General features: G+C 71.6%; 11 protein-coding genes. 6 read left to right on the top strand and 5 right to left on the bottom strand.

Annotation, left to right across the window (positions count from 1 at the left end; genetic code table 11):
* Window positions 1-148 precede the first annotated feature (148 nt).
* Window positions 149-1,384, bottom strand: coding sequence for a YndJ family transporter (locus KOI35_RS26175; RefSeq protein ID WP_215791202.1), 1,236 nt, complete (start codon window positions 1,382-1,384; stop codon window positions 149-151).
* A 168-nt stretch (window positions 1,385-1,552) separates the two neighbouring features.
* Between KOI35_RS26175 and KOI35_RS26170 the strand changes: the two genes are divergently transcribed.
* The 5 genes from KOI35_RS26170 to KOI35_RS47665 all read left to right on the top strand — a co-directional run bounded on the left by KOI35_RS26170 (window position 1,553) and on the right by KOI35_RS47665 (window position 7,184).
* Window positions 1,553-4,015, top strand: coding sequence for a DUF6185 family protein (locus tag KOI35_RS26170; protein ID WP_215791200.1), 2,463 nt, complete (start codon window positions 1,553-1,555; stop codon window positions 4,013-4,015).
* A gap of 25 nt (window positions 4,016-4,040) precedes the next feature.
* Window positions 4,041-4,460, top strand: a complete 420-nt coding sequence (gene paaI / locus KOI35_RS26165) for a hydroxyphenylacetyl-CoA thioesterase PaaI (protein ID WP_215791198.1) — start codon at window positions 4,041-4,043, stop codon at window positions 4,458-4,460.
* Between the two features lie 197 nt (window positions 4,461-4,657).
* Window positions 4,658-4,783, top strand: coding sequence for a hypothetical protein (locus KOI35_RS48475; RefSeq protein WP_281420230.1), 126 nt, complete (start codon window positions 4,658-4,660; stop codon window positions 4,781-4,783).
* A gap of 152 nt (window positions 4,784-4,935) precedes the next feature.
* A complete protein-coding gene (locus KOI35_RS26160; RefSeq protein ID WP_215791197.1) occupies window positions 4,936-5,586 on the top strand; it encodes an RNA polymerase sigma factor in 651 nt (216 codons plus the stop codon).
* Window positions 5,583-7,184 (top strand): CHASE domain-containing protein, encoded by a 1,602-nt coding sequence (locus KOI35_RS47665; RefSeq protein WP_215791195.1) that lies wholly within the window; start codon window positions 5,583-5,585, stop codon window positions 7,182-7,184. The genes KOI35_RS26160 and KOI35_RS47665 overlap by 4 nt, the downstream gene beginning before the upstream one ends.
* A 103-nt stretch (window positions 7,185-7,287) precedes the next feature.
* Here KOI35_RS47665 and KOI35_RS26150 read toward each other — a convergent pair whose 3' ends face one another.
* Entirely contained in the window at window positions 7,288-7,917 is a 630-nt protein-coding gene (locus KOI35_RS26150) for a TIGR03086 family metal-binding protein (RefSeq protein ID WP_215791193.1), read from the bottom strand.
* 94 nt (window positions 7,918-8,011) lie between these two features.
* Between KOI35_RS26150 and KOI35_RS26145 the strand changes: the two genes are divergently transcribed.
* On the top strand, window positions 8,012-8,437 hold the full coding sequence (locus KOI35_RS26145; protein ID WP_308121156.1) for a MarR family winged helix-turn-helix transcriptional regulator: 426 nt from the start codon (window positions 8,012-8,014) through the stop codon (window positions 8,435-8,437).
* A 94-nt stretch (window positions 8,438-8,531) separates the two neighbouring features.
* On the opposite strand, the gene recD is transcribed toward KOI35_RS26145, so the two are convergent.
* The 3 genes from recD to recC form a co-directional block, all read right to left on the bottom strand.
* Window positions 8,532-10,304, bottom strand: a complete 1,773-nt coding sequence (gene recD, locus KOI35_RS26140) for an exodeoxyribonuclease V subunit alpha (RefSeq protein WP_215791192.1) — start codon at window positions 10,302-10,304, stop codon at window positions 8,532-8,534.
* 82 nt (window positions 10,305-10,386) lie between these two features.
* Window positions 10,387-13,698 carry a UvrD-helicase domain-containing protein gene (locus tag KOI35_RS26135; RefSeq protein ID WP_308121155.1) on the bottom strand — a complete coding sequence of 1,104 codons (3,312 nt, stop codon included), beginning with the start codon at window positions 13,696-13,698 and terminating at the stop codon, window positions 10,387-10,389.
* On the bottom strand, window positions 13,695-16,928 hold the full coding sequence (recC, locus tag KOI35_RS26130) for an exodeoxyribonuclease V subunit gamma (RefSeq protein WP_215791190.1): 3,234 nt from the start codon (window positions 16,926-16,928) through the stop codon (window positions 13,695-13,697). The genes KOI35_RS26135 and recC overlap by 4 nt, the downstream gene beginning before the upstream one ends.
* Between the last annotated feature and the right edge of the window lie 35 nt (window positions 16,929-16,963).

Raw genomic sequence — 16,963 nt, 5'->3', positions numbered from 1 at the left:
CGGCCGTTCGTCGCGGCCGGCCGTTCGTCGCGGCCGGCCGTTCGTCGCGGCCGGCCGTTCGTCGCGGCCGGCCGTTCGTCGCGGCCGGCCGTTCGTCGCGGCCGGCCGTTCGTCGCGGAGCGGCCGTCTAGCGCGGAGCGGCCCGTTGTCATTGTGCGGGGGCGTCCGCGGGCGGATGCGGGCGCCGGGCTCGCGGCCGGGGTGGCTCGTCCGGGGTGAAACGGGCGAGCGCCCGCGCGCAAAGGGCGATGAACAGCCATTGCGCGACGGCGACGAGCGGGCCGGCCAAGCGGGCGATCATCAGGACCGGCTTTGACCGCACGGTCACCTGAAACTGCACGATGTTGTCCGTGATGAACACGGTGAAGGTTTCGTCGCCCTCGAAAGTGTGTCCGGGCAGTGCGCGATAGTGCATGACCGTGCGGTCGGGCTCCTGCACGATCTCGCTCACTTCGCATGGTTCGGCCACTCGCAGGCGGCCGAAGCCCAGGTCCGACCGCATGTGCTGACCGACGAAGGCGGGCGGCGTGCCGGGCGCGACCCAGGCGTGAGCGCGGCGGTGCATCTCCCACGTGAGCAGGGCCTGCGAGGCCGCCTCGAAGCGTTCCCGGCCGGTGCCGACCCGGTGCTTCCAGGTGTGTTCGCGGAAGTGCCCGGACCACGCGACGAGCAGCGCGGTCAGGACGGCCGCGGCGTTGAGAACGCCGTGGGTGAGCACCATCCAGGTCAGGTTCAGGTGCGGGATGTCCACGACCTGGCCGCTCGCGTAGAGCAGGGCCAGACCCATGGTCAGCAGACTGAGGCCGAGCAGCAGACGGGCCGCCCGGCCGGTGCGCGAGGCGATCGCCAGCCACAGTCCGGCGCTGAGCACCCCGGCGCCGAGGAGTTCGATCAGGTCGCCGGTCTCGCCGCCGACCAGGAAGCCGAGACCGACGATCGCGACACCGGCCGGCGCGAGGTAGCGGTTGGCGTCGGTCTGCAGTGCGAGCAGCAGCATCGCGCCGAACCCGGCCACGTGGAAGTGCGCCGCGGTCAGACCGAGCACGCCCGGCGGGAAGCCGAGCAACGCATACCCGGCCCGCTCGGCCAGCAGCCCGGCCGCGGCCACCGGCAGGCAGGCCGCCGCGAAGGCCAGCAGCTTGTCGCGGCGCAGCACGACCGGCACGGCGAGACAGCCGATCAGGTAGGGAACGCACAACAGCCCGGCCACCCACCCGCGCGGCACGATGAGCGAAACGACCGCCGGCACGGACATCAACGGCCACCATCGCGCAAGACGCGCACCCTGACCGAGCGCGCCCAGCCCGAGCGGCACGAACACCAGCACGCACATCGCGACGACAATGTGCAGCCCGACCCAGCCGGTCCCACTCAGCCGATCCATGACGCCCTCGCTTCTTGAACGCGTTCAACTGAACACGTTCAAGTTAGCATGAGCCGGAACGCGAGGCCATCCGGTTCAACTGCCCCATCCGTTCGTGTAATGGGCTGGATACGCTAAGTTGCCTACGTTCGCCTCGTGAGACGGGCGACGAGGATAGCGACCGGAGGCGTGGCGGGCATCGTGCTCGGCGTCCTGAGCATGCTGGCCACAGGCCCCGCTGGTCCGCCGCCGTCCGGCGCTCCGCCCGTCTGCTCGGGAACTCCGGAAACGACGGTGAACGCGACCGTCACCGTCGGCGAGGAGCGGGGCCTCGCCACCATCTCGGCTCAGGCCGACGCCTCCATGACCGGCATCAAGAACGTCGCGCCCCCGGCGATCGAACGATGCGTCTTCGCCAACGGAGGAATCCGCCCGAGCCTCGACGCCGACAAGGCGGGCAATCCCCCACCACAGTTGCCACTCTTCACCTACACGGCCGACCCGGCCACGGCGAAGCTGTCGAGCCGATGGGCCGCTACGCCGGTGGAGATCTCGGAAGCTGATCTCGGGCATGCCCGGCCGGCGAAGTCCGACCTGGTCGCCCGAACCGAGCGTGACTCCTTCGCGAACTCCTCGGCCTTCGCGGCGACGATGGACTGGCGCTCCCTGACTCTCGACATCGACCTCTGCCGGCATCCCACGCCGAGGTGGGGATGCGCGGCGGGGACCAAGGGCGAGATCCGGCTGACCGTCGCCGACAACGTGCGACCGCGAGGCACCGTTCTCGAAGCCGAGCCGCAGCCCACCACCATCGGCCATGACGACGCGAACGGGACCATGACCTTCGTCTGGCACTACGAGGACGTGCCGCCGCCGATCACCGCACGGCTGCCGCTGACTCGGACGGTCGCCGCCGCGACCCTCTTCCCGTCACGACCAGCCTCCAACGACGCCATCCCGGTCGCCGCCGGCGCTCTGGAGGTGAACTGGCCCGCGGTCATCATGGCCGGGTGGGATCTGCTTCTGGTGATCACACTCGCCTTCACCCTGATGTGGAGCCGACGCGCCACTGCTCTCGGCCTCGCGGCGGCCGCGGCGGCGGTCAGCCTCTCGGTCCGTCCGTACACCGACTGGGCGAACCAGCAGCTCCTGGGCGCCCCCGAAGTCCGGATGGCACTGGCCTGGTGCGTGATCGCCGGCGCACTCATCGTTGTCCGGGCCCGGCCTCCGGCTCCGCGTGAGTCGATCCGGCGCGATGTGGCCGGCGCTCTGCTGGCGCTGGCTCTGCTGACCGTGGCCACTCTGGTTCTGCGGCTCGGCCCGGTCGAGGGCCTTCTGCTGGTCGCCCTGACGGTCGGTGTCTGGGCAGCCGGCGGACTGCTCCGGGACGGAGTCCACGCTCTCCTCGTGCCGACCGCACCACCCACCGGGAACACCGGCCGGCTCGCCGAGCAGAGGCCCGGCGCCAACGTGCTCGCGGTCTTCGAGGTGGCGTTCGCGGTCGCGATCGGCGTCCTGATCGGCCACTCCCTCCAGCCGCAGCAGCCCCACCTGGAGACCGGGTCGGTCGGCTTCAGCGTCGGGTGGGTACTCCTCAGCGCCGTACCGGTGCTGGTCGCGATCTGCCTCGTGCAGGAGCTGGCCCGGCGGGGAAAGCAGAAGACGGCCGAGCCGGGAACGGTATTGGTGCCACCCGGCCGGAGTGATCTGATCATGCTCGCTCTGCTGTTCGCAGCGGTCGCCGATCTCCCGGACGTCTCGTGGATCGGCCTGCCGCTCTCGGCCTGGATTCTCGCGTTCATCGCCGCCCGCTTCGTCTTCCTGGATCTGCACGACCGGCATCTTCGCGGCCGGCGACGATCAGGCGAGGGTGCGGACGCGGGCGCGGGCGTGAAGCCTCTGACCTATGCCGATCCGGCGCTCCTGCTGCGCCGTTCGATCGCGCAGGAACACCGACGATGGCGATGGTCGACGCTGGACGCGAAGGTGAGCGAGGGCGAGCAACGTCCCGAGCCACGCGAACCGGACCAGACCGACCTCGGACGGACGTTCCTGGAACAGGAACCGGCCGACGGGTGGTTCACCAAGGCTCGTACGTCCGCCGTCCTCGGCAGCCTCGTCGCTCTGCCGCTCCTGGCCTACTCCACCTGGACCATCGCACAGTCGATCTCCGACCGGCTCTACGCCAGCGGCATGCTGTACTTCGTCGTCGGCGTGGTGCTCCAGTTCGCGCACTGGGTCGGGCTCGCCGCCGTGTTCGGCGCCGTCTACCGATATCTGCCGACCCGCACCGGCGCCACCAAGGCGGCGTTCCTGGCCGGGGTCTGGTCGGTCGCCGCGCTGGCCGGGGAACTCCTCGACCGCTGGCTCGGCGGCGGCTCCGATCGACTCTGGCTGTTCACGACGCTGCAGATCTTCCTCTTCCTGGTCGTCGTCGGAGTGTTCACCGACCTCGACACCGTGCGGAGCGCGGGCGGAAGCTGGCGGCGCATCAACGAGCTTTATCGGATCCGTAGCCTGCGGCAGCAGGTCGCCTATGTCGGGCCACTTGTGCTCGCGGTGATCGGTCTGATCATTCAGGTGCAGGCCGGGGCCGGCGAGCAGGCCGCGGCCCAGTTCGTCGACGGGCTCAAGGCCGCTGTCGGTGGCTGACGTCGCCCGATGTTAGGTTCCCTGGATGTCTTCCGACGATGTCGCGCGCCGTTCCGCCGAGATCATGCTCGGGCGGGATGCGGCCAGCCGGGGCCTCGGCATCGCGCTGATGGATGTCGGGCCGGGGTGGGCGGTGCTGACCATGACGGTGCGGGAGGACATGGTCAACGGCTATGCGCTGTTGCACGGCGGGTTGCTCGCCTCGCTCGCCGATTCTGCGTTTGCGGTCGCGTGCAACACGTACGGGGAAGTGACTGTCGCGGCCGGATTCGACATCACGTTTCTGGAATCGGGGCGTGCCGGGGATGTCCTGCGCGCGCACGCCGTCGAGCGGGCCCGGCGTGGTCGATCCGGGCTCTACGACGTCACCGTGACCCGGCAGGACGATGTCGTGCTGGCCGAGTTCCGCGGGCGCAGTCGCTCGCTGGGCCGCCCCATCGCTTGAGGTTTCCGGCGATATGAGTGGGGCGGCGAGTTCACGAACCGGGCCGGCCACAGCCTCTTCTGGGTGAGGCGGCCACACAGGTGCGCCCCTACTGCGAGAGGCGAACCATGAGCGGCAGCCGGCCCGGTCAACCACGACGATCCCTGACCCGACCTCGGCACGACCGCTCGTCATGGTCCGCCGGCAGCGTGGCCACCGTGATCAATGCGACCCTAGCGGGCGTCGGTGGTGTCTTCGTCCTCACCACATCTGTGCCGGTCACGGCTATCGCCGCGGGGGCCGCGGCACTTCTGGCCATCGTGATCGTCCTGGCCTACCGCTGACGGCCGGCTTACTGCGCCCTACAACCGTCGGGCATCCGACACATAACGCCAGGTGTATCGATAATTCCGGCGAATACCTCACGCGCCGACGATTTGCGGACCTCTACTGAGTGACGACCGGAGTCGACGATGACCAGCGGAAGCAGGTACCCATGGAACACCCCTCGGCGGAGCCCGGGAATTCCGGTGGTTCGCCCGTGGTCACGCTCGCCGATCCGGCTGAGCGGCTGCCGTCCGATGCAGAGTTCGATCCGTTCTTCGACCGGGTCTATCCCGAGCTGGTCAAGTACGGCGCGTTCGTCTGGGGCAACGTCTCCGACGCCGAGGAGGCGGCCGCCGACTCGATGGACTACCTGTACCGCCACTGGTACAGCATCGACCGGCGGGAGGCGTACGCGAAGACCATGGTTGTCCGCGCGATCGGCCGCCGGCGCAAGACCGCGGCCCGGCACGCCGATCAGCTGAACCAGGCGGGACCGGCCGATCCGTTCGCCGACCGCAACGACGGTGCGGCGGTCACCGAATGCGTGCAACGCCAATGGATAACCGAGATCCTGCAGACGTTGCCGCCGGCGCAACGAGCCGTGATGGCCGGTTACTTCGACCAGGTGCCGATCGCGGACATCGCCGCTGCGGTCGGGAAGACCGAGGCCGCCGTACGGAAGAACCTGCAGCTCGCTCGTTTGCGGCTGCAACGCGAACTCGAGCGACAACGGGCGCTCGACCGGCCCGGGCCCGAAGCGGGCGACGCGCCGCGTCCCACGTGCGACACCACACCGATGCCCGGGGAGGAGACACCGTGAGCCAGTTCGATGACCGCGAAACGGGCGGGGACGCCGGCCCCGCCGCCATGCTGTGCCGCAATCTCGAACTCGCCGGGACCATCGTCGACGCCCGGCTGGCCGGGGGCGAGCTCGAGCGGCGCCGCGAGCACCTCAAGCAGGCCGCCCGCCGGAAGAGCGCGCCGCCGACGGCCCGCATCGACCTCGGCGCCCTGTCGGACTGGCCGCCGGCGTCCGGCTCAGGCTTCGCCCCGCCTCCTCCGCTCGCTGTGCCGTTCGGACGCGGGCACGATGACGATCTGAACCTGAGCCGGGCGGCCGCGACCGGTGTGCGGCCGGGCCATGTCGTCGCCGACGATCCGAACTCGAGCCGCGCAGCCGTGGCCCTGGCCTGCGAACAGGCCGAGGACATCGTGCACAACTGCCGGACCGCCCCCGCTGCCGGAACCGAGAGCAGCCTGGCGCCGCGGAGCTGGTTGACGCGGGCGCGACGGCCCCTCGAGCAGCAGTCGGACGAGCGGGCCGACCGGGTCGTGGCCCGGCGGCGGGCGCTGGTGCTCGTCGCGGTCATGATGCTGGGATTCGCCGGTACCGGCCTGGCCGTGGCCGAACAGCGGCGCGGCAACGAGGTGCGGGTGGCTCAGTCGCTGGACCAACAGACCCAGCTGACGAAGCAGGCGCTCAACGCGGAACTCACCCGATATGACGACACCCTCACCGATGTCGCCGTCACGGCCGGCGCCCAGGATCGGCTGACCGCCTCGAACTTCGGGACGTTCACGATGACGATCAACGAGGATCGGCTGCCCGCGGGGAGTGCGATCTCGTTCGTGGTCGCGGCCGACTCGGCGCAGATACCGCAGGTGCAGAAGCAATGGGGCACAACCCTGCGTCCGGCCGACGGGCTCAGTTCGCACCTGTTGCCGGTGGCGGGCGAGCCCATGTGGGGCGCTGCGACCGGGGGCTTCCTCGACTTCGCCGCCGAACCGGGCGTAGCCGAGTCGTTCGAGTTGTCCCGGACGACTGATGAGGTCGCCGCCAGCGCCCCTTACCTGCCTCGATGGGACCGGAGCCTCCCCGAAGAGATGTCGGTGGTTCTTTCCGCGCCCGTCTGGGCCCCGCCTTCGGACGGCGACAGCTTCCGCGGCTGGGTGGTGACCGAGCTGCGGATGAGCGACCTGGTGGATACCGCCGCCTCGGTCAGCGACGGCACCGTGAGCGTGGATCTGGGCGACATCACCGTCGTTTCCCCGGGCAGCACGCGGGGCAGCGCACGAACTCCCATGGGCGAGGGGTATCCGGCTCACGCCGAGGGCGATTCCCCGATCGGGGTGGCGAACGTGAACGCCGGTCAGCGCGAGTGGCAGCTGCGGCTGACTTCGACCGGGTTGCCGCGGACGGACGACGCGCCGCGGGAGGGTGTCGCCTGGCTGACCGGGTCGCTCATCACCGTGCTGATGGTGGCCCTGACGGCGAGCATGCCGCGCCCCGGACACCGGAACCGCCGACGCCACGAGCAGTCCGTTCGCGCTTATGGGCCGCGACCCGGAGACCGGCCGGCCCGGGATGGACAAACGGACGTCGCTTCCAGGATGAGTGTGGGTGCCCACCCCCGTTGACAGGCACCCGCTACTCAGTCGACGGCCTAAGGACCGCGAGTGTGACGCCGACGAGTCCTGTCGCGGTCATGCGAGCGGCGCACCGGACGTCCGTACGGCGATGTCACGCCGCCGCCGGGCGGGCGGGGTCGCGGCCCAGCAGCCGGAGGATCTCGTGCCACGCGTCGGCGCCGGCGGGAATCGGAAGGGCAGGGGCGAAGGCGGCGTTGGCGTCGAGGCGTTCGGGGCCGTCGGGCACGGCTCGGGCGATCGGCAGTGTCCGGGCCAGGGTCTCGGCGTCCGGTTCGAAGGGGAGGCCGAGCGAGTGGGCGACGTCCCAACCGTGGACGACGTAGTCGACCAGGTGGAATCCGACGGCGACCCGGCCGGGGACGGCCCGGTTGAACTCGGCCAGCCGGAACGGACGGTCCAACGACTCGACGGCAGCGAAGGCGGCGAGCACCTCGTCGGCCGCCGCCGCGTAACGCCGGACGATCTCCGCGGCCGGCACAACGGACGAGACGGCCGGCACGAGTGCGGCCGGGTCGGAGTCAAGGCCTGGGCCGCTCCCCCGCGCGGCGGCGGCGAACGAGTGGTGCTGGTCGGTCATGTGGTCGAGCAGGGCGGCCAGATCCCAGCCGGCGCACGGGGTCGGCCGGAGCAGGTCGGCCTCGGTGATGCCGCTGACCAGTTTCACGGTCTCGAGCACGGCGGCCCGGTCGAGGTCCCGCAGATCGGTGTCATTAGTAGGCATGCGCTTATCATCTACATGCGCTTACCAATAGTCAAGCGTCTGACGGCGGCGCCAAGACCGGGCCGGGCGGACGGAGGTGGTAGGAGTAGACGTCGTGGATGAGGCTGCGGACGGGCGCGAGGATCTCGGGGCGATGGTGTTTCGGCTCGGGCGACGGCTGCTCGCCCTGGAACAGCCGATCCTCGAGCGCCACGACGTGGCCATGTGGGCCTATGCGGTGCTGACCGCGCTCTGTGAGGGGCCGATGCGCACGCAGGCGGCGCTGGCGGCCGGGATCGGGGCGGACAAGACGCGCCTGATCCCGGTGCTCGACGAGTTGCAGCGGCGCGGCCTCATCGAACGCGAACCCGACCCGGCCGACCGCCGGGTGCGACTGCTCGGGCTCACCGACGCCGGGCGGCGCAAGCAGCGGGCGATCCAGGACGAGATCCGCGCGGGTGAGAACGAGTTGCTGAGCGGATTCGCACCGGAGGACCGGGACGCGTTCCTGCGCCTGCTGACCCGGCTGAGCGCGCGCTGACGAACGCTGACGAACCCCGGCGGGCACTCCCGAACGCAAGCGCGCCGACAAACCCCGGCGCGCACTCCCGAACGCCCGAGCGAAGCGGATCGGGCTAGGAGGAGCGGGTGGCCAGCGACTCCCGCAGACCACTGGCCCGGGCGATCGGCCGGGTGACAGCGGCACGCACCGCCTCCTCCGAGCCGACGATGCGCAGCGCGGACCGGGCCCGTGTCACGGCCGTGTAGAGCAACTCCCGCGTCAGCAGCGGCGAGGTGGCCGGCGGCAGCACCAGCGACACCCGGTCGAACTGGCTGCCCTGGCTCCGGTGGACGGTCATCGCGTACAGAGCCTGGGCCTCGGACAGGCGCGACGGCGGGATCAGCACGGTGTCACCGCCGCGCGCGAAGGCCGCCCGCGGCCCGTCGGCGGTCTGCACGACCACGCCGGTGTCGCCGTTGTACAGGTTGTTGTCGTAGTCGTTGGCGGTGATCAGCAGCGGCCGCCCGACGGACTGGTCGGTCAGCCGGTCGGCCGGTAGCCAGCGTTCGATCTCGGTCGTCCAACGGGTCACCCCGTACGGCCCGTGGCGGTGCGCGCAGAGCAGCCGGTGCGCGTCCAGCGCGCGCAGTGCGGCCTCGGCCTCACCGGACGCGGCCAGCGAAGCCACGTGTTCGAGCGCATTCAACACGTCGGCGCGCAGGTCGGGACAGTCGCCGGCAGCCGATTCGACGAACTGAACATCTTTGCTTCCCGTACGCAGGATGGCGACCACCGTTTCGTCGTCACCGGCCCGGATGGCGGCGGCCAGACGGGCGATGTCCCCGCCGAACCGCCAGATCCGGTCCAGCGTGACCACACCGTTGACGACGGTCTCCGGCTCGCCGACCGCCTGCAATGCCGACGCGAGGGCGGGTTCGGGACATCCGGCGGCGGCCACGATGTCACCCAGGACGGCGCCCGCCTCGACCGAGGCGAGCTGGTCGGGATCGCCGACCAGGACCAGGCGCGCGTCCGGGCGTACGGCCTCGATCAGGCGGGCCATCATGGTCAGCGACACCATCGACGTCTCGTCGACGACCACGACGTCGTACGGGAGACGGTGTGCCTTGTGATGTTTGAACCGGGTGCGCGTGCCGGGGCGACGGCCGAGCAGACGGTGCAGAGTCGAGGCGTGCAGGTCGGGCAGGCCGAGCCCGGTGACCGAACGGACCGCCTCTTCCAGTCGCGCGGCTGCTTTGCCGGTGGGGGCGGCGAGCGCGATCCGCGGCGGCGGGCCGGATTGCGCGCAGAGGACAGCCAACATGCGCGCGATAGTGGTCGTTTTGCCGGTACCCGGACCGCCGGCGAGCACGGTGACCCGGCGAAACGCGCACACCGCGGCGGCCAGGCGCTGCTTCTCGGAGCCGGGTTCGAAGAGGCGGTCGAGCTGTTCGCGCAACGCCGCCGGATCGACCGGGAACACTCCGGACGCGCGGTCCTGCAACTGCCGGCGGACCTGGTCCTCCTCCCGCCAGTAGCGGTCGAGGTAGAGCAGACCGTTGACCAGCCGCAGCGGCCGCCCGGACTCCCCAGCGGCGGCGACCACCGGACTGCGGGTGCAGGCCTCCCGCCACGCCTCGACCGCGGGCCAGGGCAGGGTGGTGACATCGACGCCCTCGTCGGCGGCGGTGCTGTGCCGGGCGCCGGACAGGTCGATGCACACCGAGCCCAGCCGAAGTGCGCGAACGGTCAGCGCGACGGCCAGGTGGACAGTTTCGTCCGGCTCGCCGCCGAGCAACGCCACCCGGCGCGCGATGTGCACGTCGGCCAGGGTCAGCACGCCGGCGTCGTTGAAGTCGGCGAGCAGTCCGGTGGCGTGCAGTGCGCGTTCGATCAGAACGGTCACGGGCGGCCTCCGTCAGGCGAGCGAGGTGAGCGAGGTGAGCGATGGTGAGCGATGGTGAGCGACATGGACGGTCGGGAAGCGGTCATCGGAGGGATCCGTCGAGCAGGTCGGACAGGTCCTCGATCAGGGCGGCGGGCGGGCTCCAGCTGAAGACCCCGGTGGACGGGGTGGACGGGCCGCACATGCCGCGCAGGAACAGGTAGAGGACGCCGCCCAGGTGCTGTGCGGGGTCGTATCCGGGCTGGCGCCAGCGCAGGTAGCGGTGCAGAGCCACGCTGTAGAGCAGTGCCTGCAGCGGATAGTTGGCGGCGATCATGGCCTGGTTCAGCGCCTCGGGCCGGTAGTGGTGCGAGGTGAGCGGGCCGTCGAAGTCGCCCAGCCAGTTGGACTTGTAGTCGGCGACCACGTAGCGCGGGCCGGGCAGCCGCAGCACGAGGTCGATGCTGCCGGTGAGGTAGCCGCGCAACGGCTGCGCGCCGAGCCCGGGTGAGCGCAACTGATCGGCGTACGGGGTCATCGGATCGGCCGGATCCAGATGCCGCGCCAGACAGTCACCGACAGCACTCAAGGTCGCGGAATCCGAAGCGAACGCGGAACCCGAACCGAACGGGGAACCCGAAGCGGGCGCGGATTCCGAGGTGGGCGCGGCCCGGTCGCCGCCGTGCAGGGGGAGTTCGAAATCGAGTTCGTCGAGCCGATCCGCCCGGACGAAATCGGCCAGTCGGCGACCGTCGGCCAGCGGGCCCAGCGACGTCTGCAGAGCGGGCACCAACGCGGACGCCAGCTCGGCCGGCGCCGAGGCGGGGATGCACGCCGCGAGCTCGGCCGCCAGGTCCGGAGCGGCGAAGTCACAGGCCTCCAGCACCGAGTGGACCAGCGTGCCGAACGCGGCCCCGGTCGGCAGTCCGGCCATCGGCGACGGCAGGCCACCCTCGGCCGAGGAGAAGGCAGCCGTGGGGGACTCGTCAAAAAGTGGCGTCTCGCTCGCCACCCCCGGTTCGTCGTGCAGGCCGGCGGTCAGCCGCGAGTACGACGTCCGCCGCCATCCCAGATCGAGCCACCGTGTGAAGGACGCCGCGCTCAGCACGGGCCGCTCCCCCAGCGGCGGCGACCAGGCCACCGCCGGCGCCGGCGACACGACCTCGACGGCGAATGACGGCAGCGCCTGCAACTGGGAAAGGGCAACAGCGTCCGACGGTACGTCGTACTCGGCCGACGGGTTCTCGGCCTCGGCGGGCCGCCCGAACAGGAACCGGTGCAGCGCCGACGCCCGGGTGTTGGCCGTCGGCGCCCACCACGCGACCACCTGGCTGGCCGCCCGGGTCAGCGCCACATACATCAGCCGCAGATCCTCGCCGTCCTCCTCGGCCCGATGCCGCTGGGCCGCCGCGTTGAACCCCGGCGCACCCGGCCCGCCCACGTCCAGCACCCGCGCCCCGGTGTCGTCGTGCAGGCGCAGCAGGTCGGGGGTCGCAACGTGCCGGTCCCACCCGAACGGCAGGAACACCACCGGATACTCCAGGCCCTTGCTGGCGTGCACGGTGACGATCTGCACCGCGTCGGCGTCGGATTCGAGGCGGCGGCTGCGTTCCACGCCGGCGTCGTGCGGGGCGTCGTCGATGCGCCGGCGCAGCCATTCGGTCGTCGCGGTCAGGCCGAGCCCGCCCTCGACGGCCGCCGCGTGCAACGCCATCCCCACGTGCCGCAGGTCGGTCAGGTGCCGTTCGCCCGAGCGGCGGGCCAGCAGCCGGGCCGGCATCCCGGTCGCGGTGACCGCTTCGAGCAGCGCCGCCACGCCCCGGTTCACCACCAGGCGGGCCCAGTGCCGCAGGGTCGTGCCCAGCTCGTCCAGTTCAGCCTCGGTCGCGGTGGCCAGCCGGTCCGCGGGCCAGCCGACGATGCCGGTCAGCGCGGCCGCGGCGACCCGGGTGCCGCGGTGCGGCTGTTCGAGGCCTTCGAGCAGGGCCAGCCAGTCGAGCGCGGCCTCGGTGCCGAACACACTGCTGGTGCCGGTCTGCACGGCGGGCACCCCGGCTGCCGACAACGCCTGCTGCACCTGCGCACTCTGCCGGTGCGTACGCACGAGCACCGCCACGTCTCCGGGAGCAACGCTGCCGCCGGCCAGCAGAGCCGTGACCGAGGACGCCAGATCGGCGGTTATCGCGGCGCGCGCGTCGGCCGCCGACACCAGGCCCCACTTGTTGAGTGAGAACCCGGTCCGCGGCAGCACCCGCAACCGGAACGGCGGACCGGCCAGCCGCGCACCGGTGTGGGCCGCGGCCACCGGCCGTACGGTGATCCGCCCGTCGCCCAACGCGGACGTGCCGAACACCGTCTCGAACGCGGAGAGCACGCCCTGGTCGCTGCGCCAGTTGGTGCCCAACGTGGACTGGAAGACCGCCGAACCCGACGCGGACAGGTAACTGATCACGTCGGCGCCGCGGAACGCGTAGATGGCCTGTTTCGGGTCGCCGATCAGCACCAGCGTGGTGTGCCCGTGAAAGGCCGTGCGCACGATGTTCCACTGCACCGGGTCGGTGTCCTGGAACTCGTCGACCAGCACCACCGAGTAGCGCTCACGCAGCCGGCGACAGGCGGCCGGACCGCGCACCGGATCGTTCAGCGCACGGTCGAGCCCGGTGAGCATGTCGTCGAAACCGAACAACCGTCGCTCACGCTTGCGCCGGTCGACCTCGTGCCGGACGGCCGTGGCGAAGCGGTACCGGGTGCTGTCGGCGGGTTCCAGCCGGGCCTGGCTGTCGGTCACCGCCTGCCGGGCGATGTCCAGCGCCACCTCGCGGGTGAAGTCGGGCGCGGGTGCGTCCGGGCTGGCGTACTTGCGCACGTACAGGTCGTCGACCACCTCGGTGATCAGGTCTTCGAGGTCGTCGACGAACACCCCGTCGGGGTCGGTGTCGGCCGCGATGCCCAGGCTCGCCAGGGCCTGGTGGCAGAACTGGTGTGTGGTCGCGATGGTGGCGGCATCGAAGTCGGCCACCGCGACGGCCAACCGCCGGCGACGCCGCTCCACTTCCTCCGGCGGCGCGTCGGCCAGCAGTTCCACCACGGAGTCCCGGGAACCAGCACCGGCCAGCAGTTCCACCACGGAGTCCCGGGAACCAGCACCGGCCAGCAGTTCCACCACGGAATCCCGGGAACCAGCACCGGCCAGTCCTAGTTCCGCGCTGACCAGCCTTTCCCGTACGCGCTGCCGTAGCTCCGCCGTGGCCGCCCGCCCGAACGTCACGAGCAGCAGATCGCGCAACGTGGCACGCCCCTCGGCCACATACCGGGCCGCCAGCGCCGCGATGGTGAACGTCTTCCCGGTGCCCGCACTGGCTTCCAGCACCGTCGTGCCGGTCGGCAGCGGCCCCCGGACGTCGAAGGCGATCACAGCTGCTCCGTGCTCTCGGCCCGGCACAACGGCTCCCACACCCGCATCGCCAGCGTGTCGAAACGCGCGGGATCGCTCAGCAAACGCTCGAACGGCGCGTCCGCACCCCACACCAGCCGGTGCTCGGCCTCGTCGTGCTCACCACCGCTCGGGTATCGGGCCCATTCATTGCGAGCTTTCCCGTACGCCGCCTCGGGCGCACCGCCGTTCAGCCGGCACTTCGCGTAGGCGTGCGAGGTCCGGGCCGCCATCGGCAACGGCTCGCGCAGCCCTTCGTCGGCCAGCTCGACCAGCTCCCGCAGAAGCGATAGCGCGGCCGGCGCCGGGATCGGCCCGAACGTCGACTTCGACGGCCGCCCCTTGAAGCCCCGCCCGATCGCCACCGACCGCCACTCGGCCTCCGGCCGGCCCGCGCTCAGAGCGAGCAGGTTCAGCCACGCCCGCAACCGGTGCTTGGGCGCCACCTTCGAATAGGAGACCGCCGCGATCGTGTCCCCGTAGACATCGCCCACCGTGCCGACCAGCAGGCGCCCGCCCGGCAGTTCCACTGTCACGTCCACCGCCTCCGGTGTCCCGTCCACGTGGGTGCGGGCCGCCACCGCCACCGGCTGCACCTCGCCCGCGATCGCGTCCAGCAGCCGCGACCCGAGCGGTCCCGGCGGCACCGTGCCCCGCCGCCATTCGGCCTGGACGCACCGGTTGAGGTCGGTGCCCTCGAGCAACGCGCGCAGCAGCCGGTCCCCCACCGACCACTTCTCCAGGTGGTCGAGCTCCACCGGCAGCCCGTCGGCCGGGTCGCCGTCGTCGCCGAACAGCCCGACCCCGAGGCGGCGGCGCAGGAAAGCCTTGACCGGATGGGCCAGGAACGCCTGCAGGTCGGCCAGTTCCACGATGTCGCCGGGCAGCGGCGGCAACGGGTCGGTCAGGAACGGCGGCTCGGGCAACCGTTCCCCGGCCGCGGCCACCGCCCCGGCCAGCGAGGTCGGGTCGAAACTGAACGGTTCGCCGGTGAAGTTGCGCGCGTCGAACGGCTGCAACGGATGCCGGACGAGCACCTGATCGCGGACCGGCCGCCCGAGCGCGTCGAGCAACTCGTCCAGCGGCACGGCCGGCGGCCGAGGCGCGTTCGTCCGCTCGTCCGCGCCCGAATACAACAGCACCAGCGTGCCGGTCGCGGCCATCACCGCGTCCAGCAGCAGTTGCCGGTCCTCGCCGCGCGGATCCCGTTCGCCCACACACGGATCGCGGCCGAGCACGTCGTCCCCGTCGAGTCCGGCACCGCGCGGGAACACGCCGTCGTCGAGGCCGAGCACGCAGATCACCCGGTGCGGCACCGAGCGCATCGGCACCATCGTGCACATCGTCAGGTCGCCGGTGCGGAAGTTGGCCCGGGTCGGCCGGCCCTGCAACCGCCCGGCCAGCAGCGACCGCATGTCGGCCAGCCGGAGCACGGCCGTGGAGCCGGCCGCGGCCAGTTCGGCGAGCTCCGAGTCGAGCTGGGTGCGTTGCCAGGCCTCGGATTCCGGTACGGCGGTGAGGCCGTCGACCGCTTCCCCGATGGCGTCCAGCCAAGCGGGCAGAGAGTGCCCGTCACGAGAGGAGAAGCCCGACAGCACTGCGTCGAGCCGGTCTACCAGCTCGGCCAGCCGCCCGGCCAGGTCGACGTCGCCGGAGTCCATGTCGTCCAGCGGCAGCGCGGTGCCGAGCCAGTGCGGCTCCTCCTCGCTCATCGCCGCCCCGAGCAGGATCCGGTCGAGCCCGGCGGCCCACGTGTTCGAGCGGGCGGTCACCTGGAACCGGGCCCTGTGCTCGGGATCGAAGCCCCAGCGCACGCCCGACTCGACGACCAGTTCGCGCAGCCGGTCGAGATCGTCGTCGTCGAACCGGAACCGCCGCCGCACCGGCGCGGTCGCCGCCAGGTCGAGCACCTGGGCCGCGGTGACCCGCGCGTCGGCCAGGTCGAGCAGGTGGGCGACCACCCCGAACAGCGGGTTGAGCTGCCGCAGGGCCCGGTCGGCGAGCCGTACGCGGAGCTTGTGGGCCGGGTGGGCGGCGTCGGCCCCGAGCCCGAACGAGGCCGAGATGAGCGGCGCGAACGTCTCGATGTCGGGGCACATGACCAGGATGTCGCGCGGTTCCAGGGCCGGGTCGTCGCGGAGCAGCCCCAGGATCACCTCGCGGAGCACCTCGACCTGCCGGTCCGGGCCGTGACAGGAATGCACCTGCACGCTGGAGTCGGCCGGTCCGGGCGACTCCAGCGGAGCATCGGCGGCCAGCGAACGCTGCAGCCGGCCCAGCAGCGTGTCCGGCCATACGGTGCCGCCGTGATAGTGATCGCGCGCGGCGGGCAGGATCAGCTGCAACTCGCGCGCATCCCGGCCGAGCGAGGCCAGCAGCGGGTTCGCCGTCAGCTCGCGAGTCGGATCGGCCGAGCGAGACAACGGGACGGCCGAACGGGGCGGGCGAGAGGAAAGCGAGCCCGGCCTGGAGGCGTACGGGAGCAGATTTTCCCAGAGCACCGGCGACGGATGCGGCAGCCACAGATGGACCTCGCGCCCGGCCGCCAGCGCGTCGAGCAGAGCGGCATGCGCGGCGGGCAACCGGGTGAGGCCGAAGACGGACAATCGTGCGGGCAGCGACGAGATGCCCGGGTTGTCGCGGAGAGCCGCACACACCTCGGCCAGTCGCGCGGCCGGGCTCGGCACCGGCATGACCGCCACGAGCCGGTCCCACAACTCGGCCTGCCAGCGAAGATCCTCGGGAAAGCCGGCGGAGACCATGTAGGGCCGATGCCGCCCGTACGAGTCGAACAGCTCGGCGAGGTGCCGGGCCACCGCATAGCGCCGCCCGAGCCGGATCGGGTCGCCCTCGACAGCGCCCAGATAAGCCGCCAGAGGCCGGCACCACGACTCCCCCAGGCTCGCGTCGATGACGTCGAGCAGCGGCCACACCAGCCGGTCGGGGCGCCAGGAATCGGCGCCCGGCAGCCCGGCCTGTTCCAGCAGCCCGGGCAGCGACGGGAAGAGCACGTTGGCGCAGACCCCGTCCCCGGACGGGGAACGGCCCACGCCGAGCCGGTGCGACAGGCGCTGCGCCAGCCAGCGCTCGACGCCCTGGGACGGCACGCTGACGATCTCGGCCGCGAACGGGTCGTCCAGCGGCACGCGCACGACCTCGGCCAGCGCGTCGGCCAGCCGGTCGGTCCGCTCGGCGCGGTGCAGAAGCAACATGACGGGAACCAGGGTTGACGATCTCGGTTGCAAGG

The organism is Paractinoplanes bogorensis (assembly GCF_018829635.1).
Taxonomy (GTDB): domain Bacteria; phylum Actinomycetota; class Actinomycetes; order Mycobacteriales; family Micromonosporaceae; genus Actinoplanes; species Actinoplanes bogorensis.
The sequence above is the reverse complement of the archived record's forward strand: the minus strand, read 5'-3'. Positions and strand labels throughout refer to the sequence as shown.

What these genes read in the sequence shown, in the direction of transcription:
- recC (WP_215791190.1), bottom strand. Translation starts at nt 16,928, where the DNA reads ATGTTGCTTCTGCACCGCGCCGAGCGGACCGACCGGCTGGCCGACGCG.
- KOI35_RS26150 (WP_215791193.1), bottom strand. Translation starts at nt 7,917, where the DNA reads ATGCCTACTAATGACACCGATCTGCGGGACCTCGACCGGGCCGCCGTG.
- KOI35_RS26160 (WP_215791197.1), top strand. Translation starts at nt 4,936, where the DNA reads ATGGAACACCCCTCGGCGGAGCCCGGGAATTCCGGTGGTTCGCCCGTG.
- paaI (WP_215791198.1), top strand. Translation starts at nt 4,041, where the DNA reads ATGTCTTCCGACGATGTCGCGCGCCGTTCCGCCGAGATCATGCTCGGG.
- KOI35_RS26175 (WP_215791202.1), bottom strand. Translation starts at nt 1,384, where the DNA reads ATGGATCGGCTGAGTGGGACCGGCTGGGTCGGGCTGCACATTGTCGTC.